Source organism: Pseudomonas sp. SORGH_AS_0199 (genome assembly GCF_031453735.1).
Classification (GTDB): domain Bacteria; phylum Pseudomonadota; class Gammaproteobacteria; order Pseudomonadales; family Pseudomonadaceae; genus Chryseomonas; species Chryseomonas aestiva.
In genome coordinates this window covers 1324105-1339912 of sequence record NZ_JAVJAE010000001.1, presented here as the reverse complement: position 1 = coordinate 1339912, position 15808 = coordinate 1324105, and the positions used below count along the sequence as shown (strand labels likewise).

14 protein-coding genes and 1 pseudogene are annotated in these 15808 nt (G+C 67.2%); 5 read left to right on the top strand and 10 right to left on the bottom strand.

Annotated features, from left to right (window positions below):
• Positions 1 to 76 precede the first annotated feature (76 nt).
• On the top strand, positions 77 to 1330 hold the full coding sequence (glyA, locus tag QE444_RS06315; RefSeq protein WP_309737566.1) for a serine hydroxymethyltransferase: 1254 nt from the start codon (positions 77 to 79) through the stop codon (positions 1328 to 1330).
• 207 nt (positions 1331 to 1537) lie between these two features.
• Here the strand turns inward: glyA and trxB are convergent, their stop codons facing one another.
• Entirely contained in the window at positions 1538 to 2512 is a 975-nt protein-coding gene (gene trxB / locus QE444_RS06310; protein WP_133862163.1) for a thioredoxin-disulfide reductase, read from the bottom strand.
• Positions 2513 to 2811: 299 nt separating this feature from the next.
• Here trxB and cysZ point away from each other — a divergent pair.
• Positions 2812 to 3565, top strand: a pseudogene (cysZ, locus tag QE444_RS06305) (sulfate transporter CysZ).
• Positions 3566 to 3639: 74 nt separating this feature from the next.
• Here the strand turns inward: cysZ and QE444_RS06300 are convergent.
• The 5 genes from QE444_RS06300 to rutA form a co-directional block, all read right to left on the bottom strand.
• Positions 3640 to 4164 (bottom strand): flavin reductase, encoded by a 525-nt coding sequence (locus QE444_RS06300; RefSeq protein ID WP_285386841.1) that lies wholly within the window; start codon positions 4162 to 4164, stop codon positions 3640 to 3642.
• Positions 4165 to 4168: 4 nt separating this feature from the next.
• On the bottom strand, positions 4169 to 4954 hold the full coding sequence (gene rutD / locus QE444_RS06295; protein WP_309737565.1) for a pyrimidine utilization protein D: 786 nt from the start codon (positions 4952 to 4954) through the stop codon (positions 4169 to 4171).
• Between the two features lie 85 nt (positions 4955 to 5039).
• Positions 5040 to 5423 carry a pyrimidine utilization protein C gene (rutC, locus tag QE444_RS06290; protein WP_187981143.1) on the bottom strand — a complete coding sequence of 128 codons (384 nt, stop codon included), beginning with the start codon at positions 5421 to 5423 and terminating at the stop codon, positions 5040 to 5042.
• Positions 5424 to 5429: 6 nt separating this feature from the next.
• Positions 5430 to 6158 carry a pyrimidine utilization protein B gene (rutB, locus tag QE444_RS06285; protein ID WP_285386843.1) on the bottom strand — a complete coding sequence of 243 codons (729 nt, stop codon included), beginning with the start codon at positions 6156 to 6158 and terminating at the stop codon, positions 5430 to 5432.
• Entirely contained in the window at positions 6158 to 7246 is a 1089-nt protein-coding gene (gene rutA / locus QE444_RS06280; RefSeq protein ID WP_027600944.1) for a pyrimidine utilization protein A, read from the bottom strand. The genes rutB and rutA overlap by 1 nt, the downstream gene beginning before the upstream one ends.
• 366 nt (positions 7247 to 7612) lie before the next feature.
• Between rutA and rutR the strand changes: the two genes are divergently transcribed.
• On the top strand, positions 7613 to 8293 hold the full coding sequence (rutR, locus tag QE444_RS06275; RefSeq protein ID WP_133862169.1) for an HTH-type transcriptional regulator RutR: 681 nt from the start codon (positions 7613 to 7615) through the stop codon (positions 8291 to 8293).
• 8 nt (positions 8294 to 8301) lie between these two features.
• On the opposite strand, the gene QE444_RS06270 is transcribed toward rutR, so the two are convergent.
• A complete protein-coding gene (locus tag QE444_RS06270; protein ID WP_309737564.1) occupies positions 8302 to 9207 on the bottom strand; it encodes an alpha/beta hydrolase in 906 nt (301 codons plus the stop codon).
• A gap of 126 nt (positions 9208 to 9333) precedes the next feature.
• Here QE444_RS06270 and QE444_RS06265 point away from each other — a divergent pair, with 126 nt between their 5' ends.
• The gene (locus QE444_RS06265; RefSeq protein ID WP_187981141.1) at positions 9334 to 9768 is read left to right on the top strand and encodes an N-acetyltransferase; all 435 of its coding nucleotides are present in this window, start codon (positions 9334 to 9336) and stop codon (positions 9766 to 9768) included.
• Positions 9769 to 9781: 13 nt separating this feature from the next.
• Here QE444_RS06265 and eutC read toward each other — a convergent pair whose 3' ends face one another.
• From eutC to eat, 3 genes are all read right to left on the bottom strand, one after another.
• Positions 9782 to 10597, bottom strand: coding sequence for an ethanolamine ammonia-lyase subunit EutC (eutC, locus tag QE444_RS06260; protein ID WP_309737563.1), 816 nt, complete (start codon positions 10595 to 10597; stop codon positions 9782 to 9784).
• Between the two features lie 129 nt (positions 10598 to 10726).
• Positions 10727 to 12118 carry an ethanolamine ammonia-lyase subunit EutB gene (locus tag QE444_RS06255; protein ID WP_187981139.1) on the bottom strand — a complete coding sequence of 464 codons (1392 nt, stop codon included), beginning with the start codon at positions 12116 to 12118 and terminating at the stop codon, positions 10727 to 10729.
• Positions 12119 to 12141: 23 nt separating this feature from the next.
• Positions 12142 to 13506 carry an ethanolamine permease gene (eat, locus tag QE444_RS06250; protein ID WP_187981138.1) on the bottom strand — a complete coding sequence of 455 codons (1365 nt, stop codon included), beginning with the start codon at positions 13504 to 13506 and terminating at the stop codon, positions 12142 to 12144.
• Positions 13507 to 13845: 339 nt separating this feature from the next.
• On the opposite strand from eat, the gene QE444_RS06245 reads away from it, so the two are divergent.
• Complete coding sequence (locus QE444_RS06245) at positions 13846 to 14889, top strand: AraC family transcriptional regulator (RefSeq protein ID WP_187981137.1); 1044 nt, start codon at positions 13846 to 13848, stop codon at positions 14887 to 14889.
• Positions 14890 to 15808: the final 919 nt, after the last annotated feature.

The window sequence follows — 15808 nt, the reverse complement described above, 5'->3', positions numbered from 1 at the left end:
GCGATGGGGTAGAATGTCGCCCCTCACGAGCCCGATCGGGCTCGCTCTTCGCCATGCCTCAGGGGACCCTGCCGCCATGTTCAGCCGTGAAACCACCCTCGCCCGCTTCGACGCCGACCTGTATGCCGCCATGCAGCAGGAAGCCCAGCGTCAGGAAGATCACATCGAGCTGATCGCTTCGGAAAACTACACCAGTCCGGCGGTCATGGAAGCCCAGGGCAGCGTGCTGACCAACAAGTACGCCGAAGGCTATCCCCACAAGCGCTACTATGGCGGCTGCGAATACGTCGACGTGGTCGAGCAACTGGCCATCGACCGCGCCAAGCAACTGTTCGGCGCCGACTACGCCAACGTCCAGCCGCACTCCGGCTCCCAGGCCAACTCGGCCGTGTACCTGGCGCTGATCGAAGCCGGCGACACCATCCTCGGCATGAGCCTGGCTCACGGCGGTCACCTGACCCACGGCGCTACCGTGTCCTCCTCCGGCAAGCTGTACAACGCCGTGCAGTACGGCATCGACGAGCAGGGCCTGATCGACTACGCCGAAGTCGAGCGCCTGGCCCGCGAGCACCAGCCCAAGGTCATCGTCGCCGGCTACTCCGCCTATTCCCAGGTGCTGGACTTCGCCCGCTTCCGCGCCATCGCCGATGCCGTGGGTGCCTACCTGTTCGTCGACATGGCCCACTTCGCCGGCCTGGTCGCCGCCGGTGTCTATCCGAACCCGGTACCCTTCGCCGACGTGGTCACCAGCACCACCCACAAGACCCTGCGCGGCCCGCGCGGCGGCCTGATCCTGGCCAGGGCCAACGAAGCCATCGAGAAGAAGCTCAACTCGGCGGTCTTCCCCGGCGCCCAGGGCGGCCCGCTGATGCACGTCATCGCCGGCAAGGCGGTGTGCTTCAAGGAAGCCCTGCAGCCCGAGTTCAAGACCTACCAGCAGCAGGTGATCAAGAACGCCCAGGCCATGGCCGGCGTGTTCATCGAGCGCGGCTTCGACGTCGTCTCCGGCGGCACCGACAACCACCTGTTCCTGCTCAGCCTGATCAAGCAGGAAATCACCGGCAAGGACGCGGACGCCGCCCTGGGTCGCGCCTTCATCACCGTGAACAAGAACTCGGTGCCGAACGATCCGCGCTCGCCCTTCGTCACCTCCGGTCTGCGCATCGGCACCCCGGCCGTCACCACTCGTGGCTTCCAGGAAGCCGAGTGCCGCGAGCTGGCCGGCTGGATCTGCGACATCCTCGGCAACATGGGCGACGAATCCGTGATCGACGCCGTGCGTGAGAAGGTCCAGGCCGTCTGCGCCCGCCTGCCGGTATACGGCAAGTAAGAGGTCCGCCTTCCCCCTCTCCCCTGGGAGAGGGCCGGGGTGAGGAAAAACCCCAAACAACGAGCCCCGACCAATCGGCCGGGGCTCGCTGCATTTCCAGCAGGGTCGTCAAGGCCGCCAAGCCGGACCCTGGCGCACGCCGGAAGCCCCCGAAAACGAAAACCCCGGCCAGTGCCGGGGTTTTCTTTGTCAGACGCTGCTCAGGCCTCAGAGGACCTGCAGATCGCCCAGGCCGTCCAGGTAGCGCTCGGCGTCCAGGGCGGCCATGCAGCCGGCACCGGCCGAGGTGATGGCCTGGCGATAGGTGTGGTCGGCCACGTCGCCGGCGGCGAACACGCCGGGTACGTTGGTGGCGGTGGCATTGGCCTCGCGACCGCCCTTCACCACCAGGTAGCCGTCGTGGCTGTCCAGCTGGCCTTCGAACAGCCCAGTGTTCGGCGTGTGGCCGATGGCGACGAACAGACCGGCCACCTGCAGCTCTTCGGTACTGCCATCGTTGTTCTTGATCCGTACCCCGGTGACACCCATGTTGTCACCCAGCACCTCGTCGACGCTGGCATTGAGCTTGAGCGCCATCTTGCCTTCGGCGACCCGGGCGCGCAGCTTGTCCTGCAGGATCTTCTCGGCGCGGAAGGTCTCGCGGCGGTGGATCAGGGTCACCTTGCTGGCGATGTTGGCCAGGTACAGGGCTTCCTCGACTGCGGTGTTGCCGCCGCCGACCACCGCCACCTCGCGGTTGCGATAGAAGAAGCCGTCGCAGGTGGCGCAGGCGGACACGCCCTTGCCCATGAAGGCCTCTTCGCTGGCCAGGCCCAGGTAGCGGGCGCTGGCGCCGGTGGCGATGATCAGGGCGTCGCAGGTGTAGGTGGCGCTGTCACCCTTGAGGGTGTAGGGCTTGCCACCGAAGTCCACGGCATTGATGTGGTCGAAGACGATCTCGGTCTCGAAGCGCTCGGCGTGCTCGCGCATCCGCTCCATCAGCGCCGGACCGGTCAGGTCGTGGGGATCGCCCGGCCAGTTGTCGACCTCGGTGGTGGTGGTCAGCTGGCCACCCATCTGCATGCCGGTGATCAGTAGCGGCTTGAGGTTGGCGCGGGCGGCATAGACCGCAGCCGTGTAACCGGCCGGACCGGAACCGAGGATGATGAGGCGCGAATGGCGCGAGGTGCTGGCTTCAGACATGACATTCTCCCTGCCGGGATCTCCGGCAGACCTAAGAGTAGAGAGGCCGGCGCGCCCCATGGGCATGCCGGCCGGTGTGCGTGCGGAGCCGTTCCGCAGCGCCGGTCGCTCCTGGCGACGGCGCGACCGGCGCCGATAGGCGGACACCGGGTCCAGGGATGGGGCTCAGCCTAACGGGTACCGCCCCTCCACAGAAGCGACCATTCTAAATCCAGACCATAGGGCGCGCCTATGTCGACCGCTGCGGCAATCGAGCCCTGAGGTAAGCTGTGCATTCCCGCTCCCCGTCAGGAATCTTCATGGCTGTCGCTCCGCTGTCCGGCTCCGCCTATTTCGCCGAAGGGCTGCGCCTGGTGACTCGCCCCGGCATGCGCCGCTTCGTGGTCATCCCGCTCACCATCAATCTGCTGCTCTACGCGGCCATCCTCACCTTTGCCGTGCGCGGCTTCGAGGGTTGGCTGGAGCAGCTGATGCCGAGCCTGCCGGCCTGGGCGAGCTTCGTCGAATGGCTGCTCTGGCCGCTGTTCGTGCTCCTGCTGCTGGCGATCATCTTCTTTACCTTCACGATGCTGGCCAATCTGGTGGCAGCGCCCTTCAACGGCTTTCTCGCGGAAAAGGTCGAGGTCATGGTACGCGGCCAGGACGATTTCCCACCGTTCAATCTCGCTGAACTGGTCACCATGGTGCCGCGTACCCTGCAGCGTGAACTGCGCAAGCTGGGCTACTACCTGCCGCGTGCGCTGGGCCTGCTGGTGCTGACCCTCATCCCCGGTCTGAACCTGATCGCCGCGCCGCTGTGGATCCTGTTCGGCGTCTGGATGATGGCGGTGCAGTACATCGACTTCCCCGCCGACAACCACCAGCTGGATTTCCGCAGCATGCTCGCCTGGCTGCGCACCCCGCCGCCTGCGCTGCCTGGGCTTTGGCGGGGTGACCTACCTGGCGCTGCTGGTGCCCGGCCTGAACGCCCTGTTCATGCCCGCCGCCGTGGCCGGGGCGACGCTGTTCTGGGTGCGTGAAGGGGGCGACAAGGCGCTGCTGGTACGCGCCTGAGGAGCGGGTTCGTCGGACGTTCTGACGCAGGTTGGCGCTGAAACGGCGCCAGCGCCGAAGTCCGGCAGCCCTGGCTAAGCCAGCTCGTGATAACGCCGGTCGAAGTACAGCAATCCGCCTTCGCCACCCGGCTCGGCCACCCCCAGCACCTCGCAGAGCAGCAGATCGTGACTACCCACCGACTGCACCTCGGCGATGCGGCAGTCGCAGGCCACCAGGGCACCGTCCAGCACCGGCGCCCCCGTGGCGAGGCGGGTCCAGCGCGCCGCGGCGAAGCGTTCGGCCATGGCGGTCTTGCCGCCGAAGAGGTTGGCCAGCGCCTGCTGGCCGGCGGCCAGGACGTTGACGCAGAGCACGCCGTTGGCACTGAAGGCGGGGTGCACCGAGGCGCTGCGGTTGAGGCAGACCAGCAGGGTCGGCGGGGTATCGCTGACGCTGCACACGGCGGTGGCGGTAAAGCCGGCCATGCCGGCCGGACCATCGGTGGTGACGAGGTTGACCGCAGCGCCCAGGCGCGCCATGGCCCCGCGGAAGAGATCGCGTTCGACCGGGGCGGCGGGGCTGGCGGCGGACAGGGGCAAGGCATGGGCAACGGACATGGCGTTACGCCTCCAGATCTTGGCTGAGATAGTCGAGCACCACCCGGTCGAAGGTGGCGGAATCGGTGACGCTGGAGGCGTGGCCGCCCCACTCCAGCAACTGGAAGCTGGCCCGGGGCAGACCCGCGGCCAGCCGCTGGGACGAGGTCCAGGGCACCAGGACATCGTCGCGATTGGCCAGCACCAGGGTCGGCACCGGGATGCGCGCCAGCTCGGCGTCCAGGTCGAAGGCCAGTAGCGCGCCGATGCGCCGCAGCACATTGGCCTCGCCGGGGAAGTGCGCCAGGGCATGGGCTTCGTCGGCGGTCAGGCGCTCGCCGTGTTCGGCGATCCAGGTGGCCGGATAGAGAAAGATCGCCTGGGCCTGGACATATGCCGCGGCGCCGCTGTCGCGCAGCAGGCGCTGGCGCAGGGCGAAGCAGCGCGCGGTATGCGGATTGGGTCGGCTCCAGGCATTGACCAGCACCTGGCGGCGGATCAGGCCCGGACGCAGCAGACTGGCCTGCAGGCCCACCAGACCGCCCAGGGCATGGCCCATGAATAGGCACTCGCGCAGTTCCAGGCGATCGGCCAGGGCCAGCAGGTCCTCGGCCATATGCTGGATGCGGTAATCCGCCGGCAGCTCGGCCGGACTCCTGCCGGTGCCGGTCTGGTCGTAGACCACCACCCGGAATCTTTCGCCGAGGGCCGCCAGCTGCGGCGCCCAGAAGGCCCCGGCGCCGCCCAGCCCGGAGCTGAGCAGCAGGGTCTCGGCCGCCGGGTCCTGGCGGCCATGGAGTTCGAAGTGCATGGGCGGTCCTTGAAGGTTGGTTGGTTGAGGCGGCCCTCACCCCAACCCTCTCCCAAGGGGAGAGGGGGTAGGTACGGAGCGGGAGCTAGCCGACATGGGCGATGCTGGCGATCTCGATCAGGGCGTCGGGCTTCACCAGGCCGCACTGGATGCAATAGCGCGCCGGCTTCTCGCCGGGAAAGAATTCGGCGTACACCGCGTTGATGGCGGCGTAGTTCGCCCAGTCGGTGAGCATGATCATGTTGAAGGTGACGTCGGCCATGCTGCCGCCAGCCGCCTCCACCACGCCCTGGATGGTGGTGAGCACGTGGCGTGCCTGGGCGGCGGCGTCGCCGACGTGGACCACGTTGTTCTCGGCATCGAACGGCAGGGTGCCGGAGACATAGAGCACGCCATCGGCCAGGCTGCCGGGCACGAAGGGGGCGATGGGGGTACCGGTACCGGCGGGAATCACGGCTTGCTTGGGCATGGTGGCTCAGTCCTTGGCGAAGGTGGTGTGGAAGTCGGCGCAGCTGGCGACCCAGCCGAAGAAGGTCTCGATGTTGAACAGCGCGGCCTCGTGGGCCGCACGGGGCCCGGCCTGATGGCAGGCGTCGTGCAGGCAGACGCCGAAGTATTCGAGGAAGAAGCCGTCCCTCAGGGTCGACTCCACGCAGACATTGGTGGCCACGCCGACGAACACCAGATTGCGGATGCCACGGGCGCGCAGCAGGCTGTCCAGGTGGGTGTTGTAGAAGCCGCTGTAGCGGGTCTTGGGCACCACCAGGTCCGCAGCCGCCTGTTGCAGCCGGTCGACCAGGGCATAGTCCCAGCCACCCCTGGCCAGCAGCTGCCCCTGCAGTTCGGGTCGCTTGCGCATGGTCTTGAGGGCATTGGATTTGTGCCAGTTGGGCGAACCCGGCCCGCCCGCCTCGCGATACTCCGGGTCCCAGCCATTCTGGAACCAGACCACCTGGATACCCGCGCCGCGGGCGGTCTCCACCACCGCAGCGACGTTCTCGATCACCGGGCCGGTGGCCGAGACATCGAAACCGGCCAGATCCAGGTAACCACCCTGGCTGGCATAGGCATTCTGCATGTCCACCACGATCAGGGCGGTCTCGCTGGCCTTGAGCCGCAGCGGTTCGGGTCGCGCCGGCAGCGTCACGGCTTCGGTGTCGCTCGCAGGCAAGGCATAGCCCGCCAGAGTTTCCACGGCATTCATCAGGCACTCTCCTTGAGCAGGTCGACGTGACGGCGGCTCTGCATCAGCGGCTGGATGCGCTCGCCGAAGTCGGTCACGCCCTGGACGAAGTCGTCGAAGGTCAGCAGCACCCCGCTGGCCCCGGGCACCTCGGCGATCTCGTCGAGCATCCGCGCTACGCTGGCGAAGGAACCCACCAGGGTGCCCATGTTGATGTTGACCGCCGAGGTCGGATCGGCCATCTGTCGCACGTTGGTGTCGCTGCCGGACTTGGTGTCGGCGGCGGCCTGGGCGCCCAGCCAGGCGATGGCTTCCTCGTCGGCACCGGCCTTGTAGTGCTCCCACTTGGCGCGGGCGGCCTCGTCGGTCTCGGCGGCGATGATCATGAACAGGGCGATGGAGGAGACCTCGCGCCCGGTCTTGGCGGTGGCCGCCTGCAGCCGCTCCACCGCCGGGGCGAAGGCCTTGGGCGTGTTGACGCCCTTGCCGAAGACGAAGCTGTAATCGGCGTGTTCGGCGGCAAAGGCCAGGCCGGCGTCGCTCGCCCCGGCGCAGACGATCTCCATGGGCGCCTGGGGTTGGGGACTGACCCGGCAGTCCTCCATGCGGAAGTGCGCGCCCTGGAAATCCGACTGGCCGGTGCCCCAGAGGTCGCGCAGCACCTGGGCGTATTCACCGAGGTATTGATAGCGGCTGGCGAAGAACTCATCCCCCGGCCAGAGCCCCATCTGGCTGTATTCGGGTTTCTGCCAGCCGGTGACCAGATTGACGCCGAAGCGGCCACCGGAAATGCAGTCGATAGTGGCGGCCATGCGCGCGACGATGGCCGGCGGCAGGGTCAGGGTCGCGGCGGTGGCGAACAGCTTGATGCGCGAGGTCACCGCCGCCAGCCCGGCCATGAGGGTGAAGGACTCCAGGTTGTGGTCCCAGAATTCGGTCTTACCGCCGAAGCCGCGCAGCTTGATCATCGACAGGGCGAAGTCGAAGCCGTAGTGCTCGGCGCGCTGCACGATCTCGCGATTCAGCTCGAAGGTGGGCCGGTACTGGGGCGCGTTTTCCGACAGCAGCCAGCCGTTGTTGCCGATGGGAATGAAGACACCGATGTTCATCGCTCGCACTCTCCCGCAGTCAGGAATCGAGGCGCATCGAGATGCGCCGTGGCTGCAGGATCGGAGCAGAAAGCTTGCCAAGTCTTGAAATTTCAAGCCAATCAAACACTTGGGGGAAATCTAGAAATATATCCAGACCATTTGGTCCAGATCAGAGCACCTAGTTTGTGCAAGGCGCCCGAATCCGGGGCATGCAGGATGTCGGGCCATGCTAGAGTTTGGAGACCGGCGCGCTACCCTCTGGCGTCCGCCGACGATTCGTCACCAGGAAGGTGCGAATCTCAACGACCGCGCCTGAAGCCGGCCCTCCTGCTCGTCCAGCGGTCGGTCCGCGTCAGATGTCCAAGAAGGCCCAAGGAGCAGTTCGTGAGTCAGGCCAGTGATCCTCCGCCACGCAAGCCGCGTCAACCCAGCCCTGCCGCCCAGCAACGCCGGCAGCGTCAGATAGAAGCCAAGCGCGCCCAGATCCTCGGCGCCGCGCTCGATATCTTTTCCCGCTTCGGCCTGCACGGCGCCAGCCTGGATCAGGTGGCCCTGCAGGCAGACGTCTCCAAGACCAACCTGCTCTACTATTTCAGCAGCAAGGAAGAGCTCTATGTCGCCGTGCTGCGCCAGTTGCTGGCGACCTGGCTGAGTCCCCTGCGCACCTTCAGCGAAGACCAGGATCCCCTCGACGCCCTGCGCGGCTATCTGCGCCATAAGCTGGAGATGTCCCGCGACTATCCCGCCGAGTCCCGGCTGTTCTGCCTGGAGATGGTCCAGGGCGCGCCGCTGCTGCTGCCGGAATTGCAGGGCAGCCTGCACGATCTGATAGACGAGAAGGCCCGGGTGATCCGTACCTGGATCGATGCCGGCCGGCTGGCACCGGTGGACCCGTACCAGCTGATGTTCAGCCTCTGGGCCACCACCCAACACTATGCGGACTTCAGGGTCCAGGTGCAGGCACTCTGTGGCCGTACCCTGCAGGATCCAGCCTTCTTCGACGAGGTTCTGCGCGGCCTGGAAACCCTGCTCATCGACGGGCTGCGCCCGCGCCTCAGAGGCTGAAGCCCGGCTCAGGGCGCCAGGAAGAAGTCGGCGAACAGCTCGCTCAGTCTCGGCCAGAGCGGTGCCGGCAGGTCGTGGGCCATGTCGGGTATCAACTCGAAGCGGGCACCGGGAATGGTCCGGGCCACGGCGCGGCCACAGGCCGGACGCAACAGCGGATCCCGCGCCCCATGGACCACCAGGGTCGGCGCCTGGATGCGCCGGGCAAAGGGCCGCAGATCGCCGCTGCCGAGCAGGGCGAACAGCTGCCGCTGCACCCCGTCCACATCCACCCCGCGCGCCAGGATCCGTTGCACCAGTCGTTCGAGATCCACCTCGCGCTGCCGATAGCGCGGGCTCTCGATACCGCGCAGCAGGGCCTTCTGCCGGGCGAGCGCCGCTTCCGCCGGCAGATCGGTCGGCGGCCGCAGCAGCAGGCTGCCAAGCAGCCTGAACGAGGGCGGCGGCAACAGCGGCTGATTGGTCGACGAGAACAGGATGCCGAGCCGCGCGACCCGCTGCGGCCAGTCGGCGGCGAGGATCTGCGCGATCATGCCGCCCATGGAGCCGCCCAGCACGAAGGCGCGCTCCAGCCCCAGGTGATCGAGCAGCCCGACCGCATCGGCGGCCATGGCTTCCAGGTGATAGGGCACCGCACTGGGCTTGCCCAGTTGCGCCCGCCCCAGCACCGGCCACAGCGAAGGCGGCCGTCCACCCGGCCAGCTCAGCCGCGAGGACTGGCCGACGTCGCGATTGTCGAAACGGATCACCCGCAGGCCCCGGCGTACCAAGGCCTCGCAGAAGCCTTCCGGCCAGAGCAGCAGCTGGGCGCCAAAGCCCATGATCAGCAGCAGCGGCGGATCGGCGGGATCGCCCCAGTCCTCATAGGCCAGTTCGAGAGCACCGACCCGGGCGCGACCTTCACGTATGTCCATGGCTCCCCCGCGAAATGGGCAAAGGGTCATGCTACCCCAAGGCCGGCGCGGCGAAAGCGGCAGAACCCGGCGGTCACGCAGCGGTGCTGCGCTATGCTCGGGCAGACCCTTCCAGAGACCATCGCCATGCCCGCAGCGCTACTGGACTACCACCTGACCGACGAAGCGCGCGAAGACCTGCGCCAGGCCATCGCCGCGCCGCTGAGACGCTACAACGACAGCCAGGCTGGCCCGAGCGGCTACCGGGCCCTGGTCATCAGCCTGACCCGTGGCGGCGAATCCCTCGGCGGACTCTGGGGCTACACCAGCTATGGCTGGCTCTATGTGCAGTTGCTGGCGGTGGAGGAAGCCGCTCGCGGCCAGGGCGCCGGCCGCGAGTTGCTGCGGCGCGCCGAGGCCGAAGCCCTGGCCCGCGGCTGCCACGGCGCCTGGCTCGACACCCACGAATTCCAGGCCCGCGGCTTCTACGAGCGGCTGGGCTACGAGGTGTTCGGCGAACTGGCGGACTATCCGCCGGGCTTTGCGCGGTACTTCCTGCGCAAGACGCTCAAGGCAGGATGACGGCCAGTCCCGCTCATTGAGCGGTAAGGAAGTTGCCGATCCGGGCGTTCTCCTCGTCACCCTCCAGCAGCGGCACCTCGGCTTCGTCCTTGAGTTGCACGCCGGAGAGCTTGCGGCGATCCGCTTCGCGCATCAGGTAGAGCAGCTTGTGCGCCGCCAGGCCATAGGCGAGGCCTTCCAGCCGCACATTGGAGATGCAGTTGCGATAGGCGTCGTTGAGGCCCGGGCGCGGGCCGTAGGTGAAGTAGAGGCCGAGGCTGTCGGGCGAACTCAGACCAGGGCGCTCGCCGATCAGCATCACCAGCAGGCGCGCCTTGAGCAGCCCGCCGATTTCATCACCCACGGCTACCCGGCCCTGCTCCACCAGGGTCACCGGTGCCCAGCGCCAGTCCTCGGCCCCGGCCTGGTCGACCAGGCGCTCCAGGAACGGCAGCGCATGGCGATGCACCGCCAGGGCCGAGAGGCCGTCGGCGATGACTACGGCGACGTCGAAGCCCTCGGGATGCTCGGCGGCATAGGCTTGGAGTTCGTGGGCGGATTCCTCCGACAGCTTGCGTCCCAGGTCGGGGCGCTGCAGATAGGTGTGGCGATCCGGCGCGGCGCTCTTCAGTACCAGGGTCTCGCGGCCTTGGGCAGTCAGGCCTTCGCGCAGCGCCTGGTGATCGAAGGCCAGGTGCACGGCATCGCGGGCCTGGGCATGGGCGGCCTGGAAGTCCAGCTGGGCGGCAGTGGGCAGGCTGGTGCCGGCGCGGCCCAGGGCGATGCGCGCCGGGGTCAGGCGACGCAATTCGGCCCAGGGGTCGGGACGGGCGGTGTCGTTAGGCTTCATCGGCAAGACTCCTGAGCTATTAGGTTCATCGCGGCCATGGGCCGCTCCTACGAGAGCATCTATCCCTGTAGGAGCGGCCCATGGCCGCGATAAGGCCGCATCGGCAAACCGCCATGGCCGCGATCCTCCCTAAATCTGCGCCAGCGCCCGCTGGAACGGCGCCGGCAAGCCCTCGCCCAGGCGAAAGCGGCCGTCTTCCAGGCGCAGGATGCCCAGGCGGTCGAGCCAGGCGGCGAATTCCGGCGCCGGTTGCAAGCCCAGCACCTGGCGGGCGTAGAGGGCGTCGTGGAAGGAGGTGGTCTGGTAGTTGAGCATCACGTCGTCCGACCCCGGGATGCCCATGATGAAGTTGATGCCCGCCGCGCCCAGCAGGGTCAGCAGCATGTCCATGTCGTCCTGGTCGGCCTCGGCATGGTTGGTGTAGCAGATGTCGCAACCCATGGGCACGCCGAGCAGCTTGCCGCAGAAGTGATCCTCCAGCCCGGCGCGGATGATCTGCTTGCCGTTATAGAGGTACTCGGGGCCGATGAAGCCGACCACGGTATTCACCAGCAGCGGTTTGAATTGACGGGCCACGGCGTAGGCGCGCACCTCGCAGGTCTGCTGGTCGACGCCATGGTGGGCCCCCGCCGAGAGGGCGCTGCCCTGCCCGGTCTCGAAATACATGAGGTTGTCGCCCAGGCTGCCACGGCGTTGCGACAGCCCGGCCTCGTAGCCTTCCTGCAACAGCGCCAGGCTGATGCCGAAGCTCTCGTTGGCGCCCTGGGTCCCGGCGATGGACTGGAACACCAGGTCCACCGGCGCGCCGCGCTCGATGGCGGCGATGCTGGTGGTGACGTGGGTCAGCACGCAGGACTGGGTGGGAATCTCGTAGCGCTGGATCACGGCGTCGAGCATCTTCAGCAGTTCGCAGATGCCGCTGGTGCTGTCGGTGGCCGGGTTGATGCCGATCACCGCATCGCCGTTGCCATAGAGCAGGCCGTCGAGAACGCTGGCGGCGATGCCGGCCGGATCGTCGGTGGGATGATTGGGCTGCAGCCGGGTCGACAGTCGTCCACGCAGGCCGATGGTATTGCGAAAGCGGGTCACCACCCGAACCTTCTGCGCCACCAGGATCAGGTCCTGGATGCGCATGATCTTGGACACCGCGGCCACCATCTCAGGGGTCAGCCCCGGGGCCAGGGCGGCGAGACTGGTCTCGTCGGCCGCCGCACCCAGCAGCCAGTCGCGGAAGCCGCCCACGGTGAGGTGGGCGACCGGGGCGAAGGCCTGGGCATCGTGCGTATCCAGGATCAGCCGGGTGACCTCGTCGGCCTCGTAAGGGATCACCGCCTCGCTGAGAAAGTGCTTGAGCGGCACTTCGGCCAGCGCCATCTGCGCCGCCACCCGCTCCACGTCGCTGCCGGCGGCGACCCCGGCCAGGACGTCCCCGGAACGCGCCGGGGTGGCCTTGGCCAGCAGCTCCTTGAGATCGGCGAAACGCCAGGTCTGGCCGCCCACGCTGTGCTGGAAACCGCTCATGCTACCTCCTCGGGTTGCGCTGCTCAGGCCTCGCCGAAGGCAGCGTCGGGTGCAATGTCGCCCTGTCTACGGCTGAGACCGCAGACCAGCGCGCCTATCACCATCAGCACCACGAAGACGCTGGCGATCACCGGGTTGTACCAGACCATGGCGACCAGGCAGACCACCGCCAGCACCAGGGCGATGGCCGGCACCACCGGATAGCCCGGGGCGCGGAAGGTACGCTCCAGGTTCGGCTCGCTACGGCGCAGCTTGAACAGACTGAGCATGCTCATGATGTACATGACGATGGCGCCGAACACGCTCATGGTGATCATGGCGGCGGTCAGGGTCAGGCCCTGCAGGCTGATCACGCCGTCGCTGAAGATGGCGGCGATGCCCACCACGCCACCCGCGAGCACCGCCCGGTGCGGGGTCTGGAAGCGCGACAGCTTGGCCAGGCCGCGGGGCAGGAAGCCGGCACGAGCCAGGGCGAAGAATTGCCGGGAATAGCCGAGGATGATGCCGTGGAAGCTGGCCACCAGGCCGAACAGGCCGATGCCCACCAGCAGGTGCAGCCACACCGAACCCTCGCCCACCACGCCCTTCATGGCCTGCGGCAGCGGGTCGTTGATGTTGGACAGGGCGCGCCAGTCGCCCACCCCGCCGGCAAAGATCATCACGCCGATGGCCAGGGTCACCAGGGTGAGGATGCCGGCGATGTAAGCCTTGGGAATGGTCCGCTTGGGATCCTTGGCTTCCTCGGCGGCCATGGCCGCGCCCTCGATGGCGAGAAAGAACCAGATGGCGAAGGGAATGGCGGCGAACATGCCACCCACCGCGGCCAGGGAGAACTGATCCTGGCCAGCCCAGCCACCGCTGGTGAAGTTGGTCAGGCTGAAGCCCGGCGCCACTACCCCCATGAATATCAAGAGCTCGATCACCGCCAGCACCGTGACCACCAGCTCGAAGGTGGCGGCGATGCTCACCCCGAGGATGTTCAGCGTCATGAAGATGAAATAGGCCGCCACCGCGCAAAGCTTGGGATCGAGGGTGGGAAACTGCACGTTGAGGTAGGCGCCGATGGCCATGGCGATGGCCGGCGGCGCGAAGACGAATTCGATCAGGGTGGCGATGCCGGCGATGGTACCCCCCGTAGGACCGAAGGCGCGCCGGCTGTAGGCGAAGGGCCCGCCGGCATGGGGAATGGCGGTGGTCAGTTCGGTGAAGCTGAAGATGAAGCAGGTGTACATCACCGCCACCACCAGCGCGGTGATCAGAAAGCCCAGGGTCCCGGCGACGCCCCAGCCGTAGCTCCAGCCGAAGTATTCCCCGGAGATCACCAGCCCCACGGCGATGCCCCAGAGGTGCAGGGTGCCGAGGGTCGGCTTGAGTTTCTCGTTGGTCATGACAGGCCACTCCCCGTGTAGCGACGTGATCCGAATGGGTCACCGCGATCCCGCGACGCCCGGCTTTTTCGAGCTTAAACAGCTCGGGGCCGTGCCGACTTGACCGCTTGGCACGGTCGCCGTGACCTCGGGTCAAGTCGGCGTTACCCCTCTTCCCAGAGTGCTACCCGAGACCGCACCACGCTGGTGCGATGCCCGACCACTCGCCCCGCGATGAAGCACGCCAAGGCGCTCGATAACGTGAAGGCCTCGGCGTTCCAGCCGCACTGGAGGACCGCTTTCCACCCCGGGGCACAGCCTTTGCTTCATTCATGCCGATCTCCTCCCTGGACCCGCACCATGCCCCTGGCCGCCTCCGGCTTTGCCGCCCTGACCGCACCGTCGCGCAACCTTGGCGTGCTCTCCGCCGCCGCCAGCGGCCTGGACGCCGTCATCACCAGCCACGGCGGTGACGTCGACCGCATCTTCGGCACCGCCGGCATCGATCCCGAACAGCTGCAGCACCCGACGCTGAGCCTCGGCTTGGGCAACTACTGCCGGGTCCTGGAAGAGGCCGCCGCCCAGTCCGGCTGCGACAATTTCGGCCTGCACTACGGCGGGCAGTTCAAGCCGCAGATGCTCGGCCTGCTGGGCTACGTGGGGCTCTGTTCGCCCACTGCCGAGGCGGCGCTGCAGAACTTCGCCGGCGCCTTTCCCTTCCACCAGCACAGCACCCTGATCCAGCTGGTGGACGCCGGTGAGTGCTGGCGCTTCGACTACCAGGTACGCCACGGCGCCATCGTCGCCCGCCGCCAGGACGCCGAGCTGACCCTGGGCATGCTGCTCAACCTGCTGCGCCATGTACTCGGCGCTACCTGGGCACCGCGCACGGTGCAGTTCGAACACCCGCGCCCCGAGGGCTGGCACGAGCACCGCCGGCTATTCGACGCCCCGGTCAGCTTCGGCCAGCCCTGCAACGCCATGCTGGTGCCCAAGGCCGACCTGCGCGACCGCGCCATGCCCGACCATGATCCGCTGCTCCTGCTGGTGGTACAGGACGCCATCCGCCAACTCGGCCAGCGCCTGCCGCAGATGGAGCTGCTCGAAGAGGTCCGTGCCTCGGTGCGCCTGGCGCTGCCCCTGGGCGAGCCCAGCCTGGAGTCCATCGCCCAGCGCCTGGACCTTTCCACCAGCCAGCTGCAACGGCGCCTGCGCGACCAGGGCGCGAGCTTCTCGGCGCTGGTCGAGGGCGTTCGCCGCGACCTGGCTCAGCACTACCTGCGGCAGCGGCTGCCGGTCAGCGACTTGGCGCCGCTGCTGGGCTATTCGGAGACGAGTGCCTTTTCGCGAGCGTTCCGGCGGTGGTTTCAGGTGAGTCCGCGGCAGTGGCGGGGGATTTCGTAGGGAAGGGTCGGCGCGCCGAAGACCGGCTGACGTAGGCTGGTGCTGAGCGGAGCGAAGCCCAACAGAGCGGTGCGTCAGGTCTGGCTTATCGGTGTTCTGGCTGCTTATCGAATTTGGGGGAAGATTCTGTTTCGCCCACCCGGGCGAGTCACTTTTGCCAATCGCGGCTGCGCGCCCCGGACTACGCGTCCCGAACAAAAGTAACCAAAAACGCTGTCCCCACGTTTCGGCCTCACCGACGGGGACGGGACTCCAGCCTGAGGCTGTGACAGCTATCAACCGCCGAAGCCCAGCGCCCATAGGTGCAACTGTGTTATCGCGGCCATGGGCCGCTCCTACAGGGTTGGACTCAGCTTGTAGGAGTGGTCGCTACGGCGCACCGGCATGGGCGCGATTTCAACAGGCTCAAACCCCAGTAATGATTTCCACGGGTGAGTCTGGCCTTGGACAGTGGACAAGGCTTCGCCGTTGTCCACGCTACGGACGGTTATGGCTCTTCAACTAACACTTTCAGGCTGGCGAATCGCCCAGTTCAGGAGGGCGAACGCCAGTGTCGTGGAGTGGGTCGAGCCGCAGGGATGCGGCGAGAGGTCCAGTCGGCCAGGGACGGCCCATCTGGACCGACCCCGGAACGGCGCTGGCGTGAGCGGACCCGCAGCGCAGCGGAGGGCCGGATGGTGGGGCAAGCGTTTTTGGTTACTTTTGCCGCGACTGGCAAAAGTGACTCGCCCGGGTGGGCGAAACAAGAGGGATCAGCAAAGCTCGGTAAGCAGCTGAGGAACCAATAAATTTTGCACCATCGCAACGTTGGGCTTCGCTCCGCTCAGCGCCAACCTACCGAAGCAGTGAAGGTGGTGCGCTTGGGTGAGCGAAATATAAGCATCATCAAAACGCGAGAATCAGCCAAACACCTCCACCA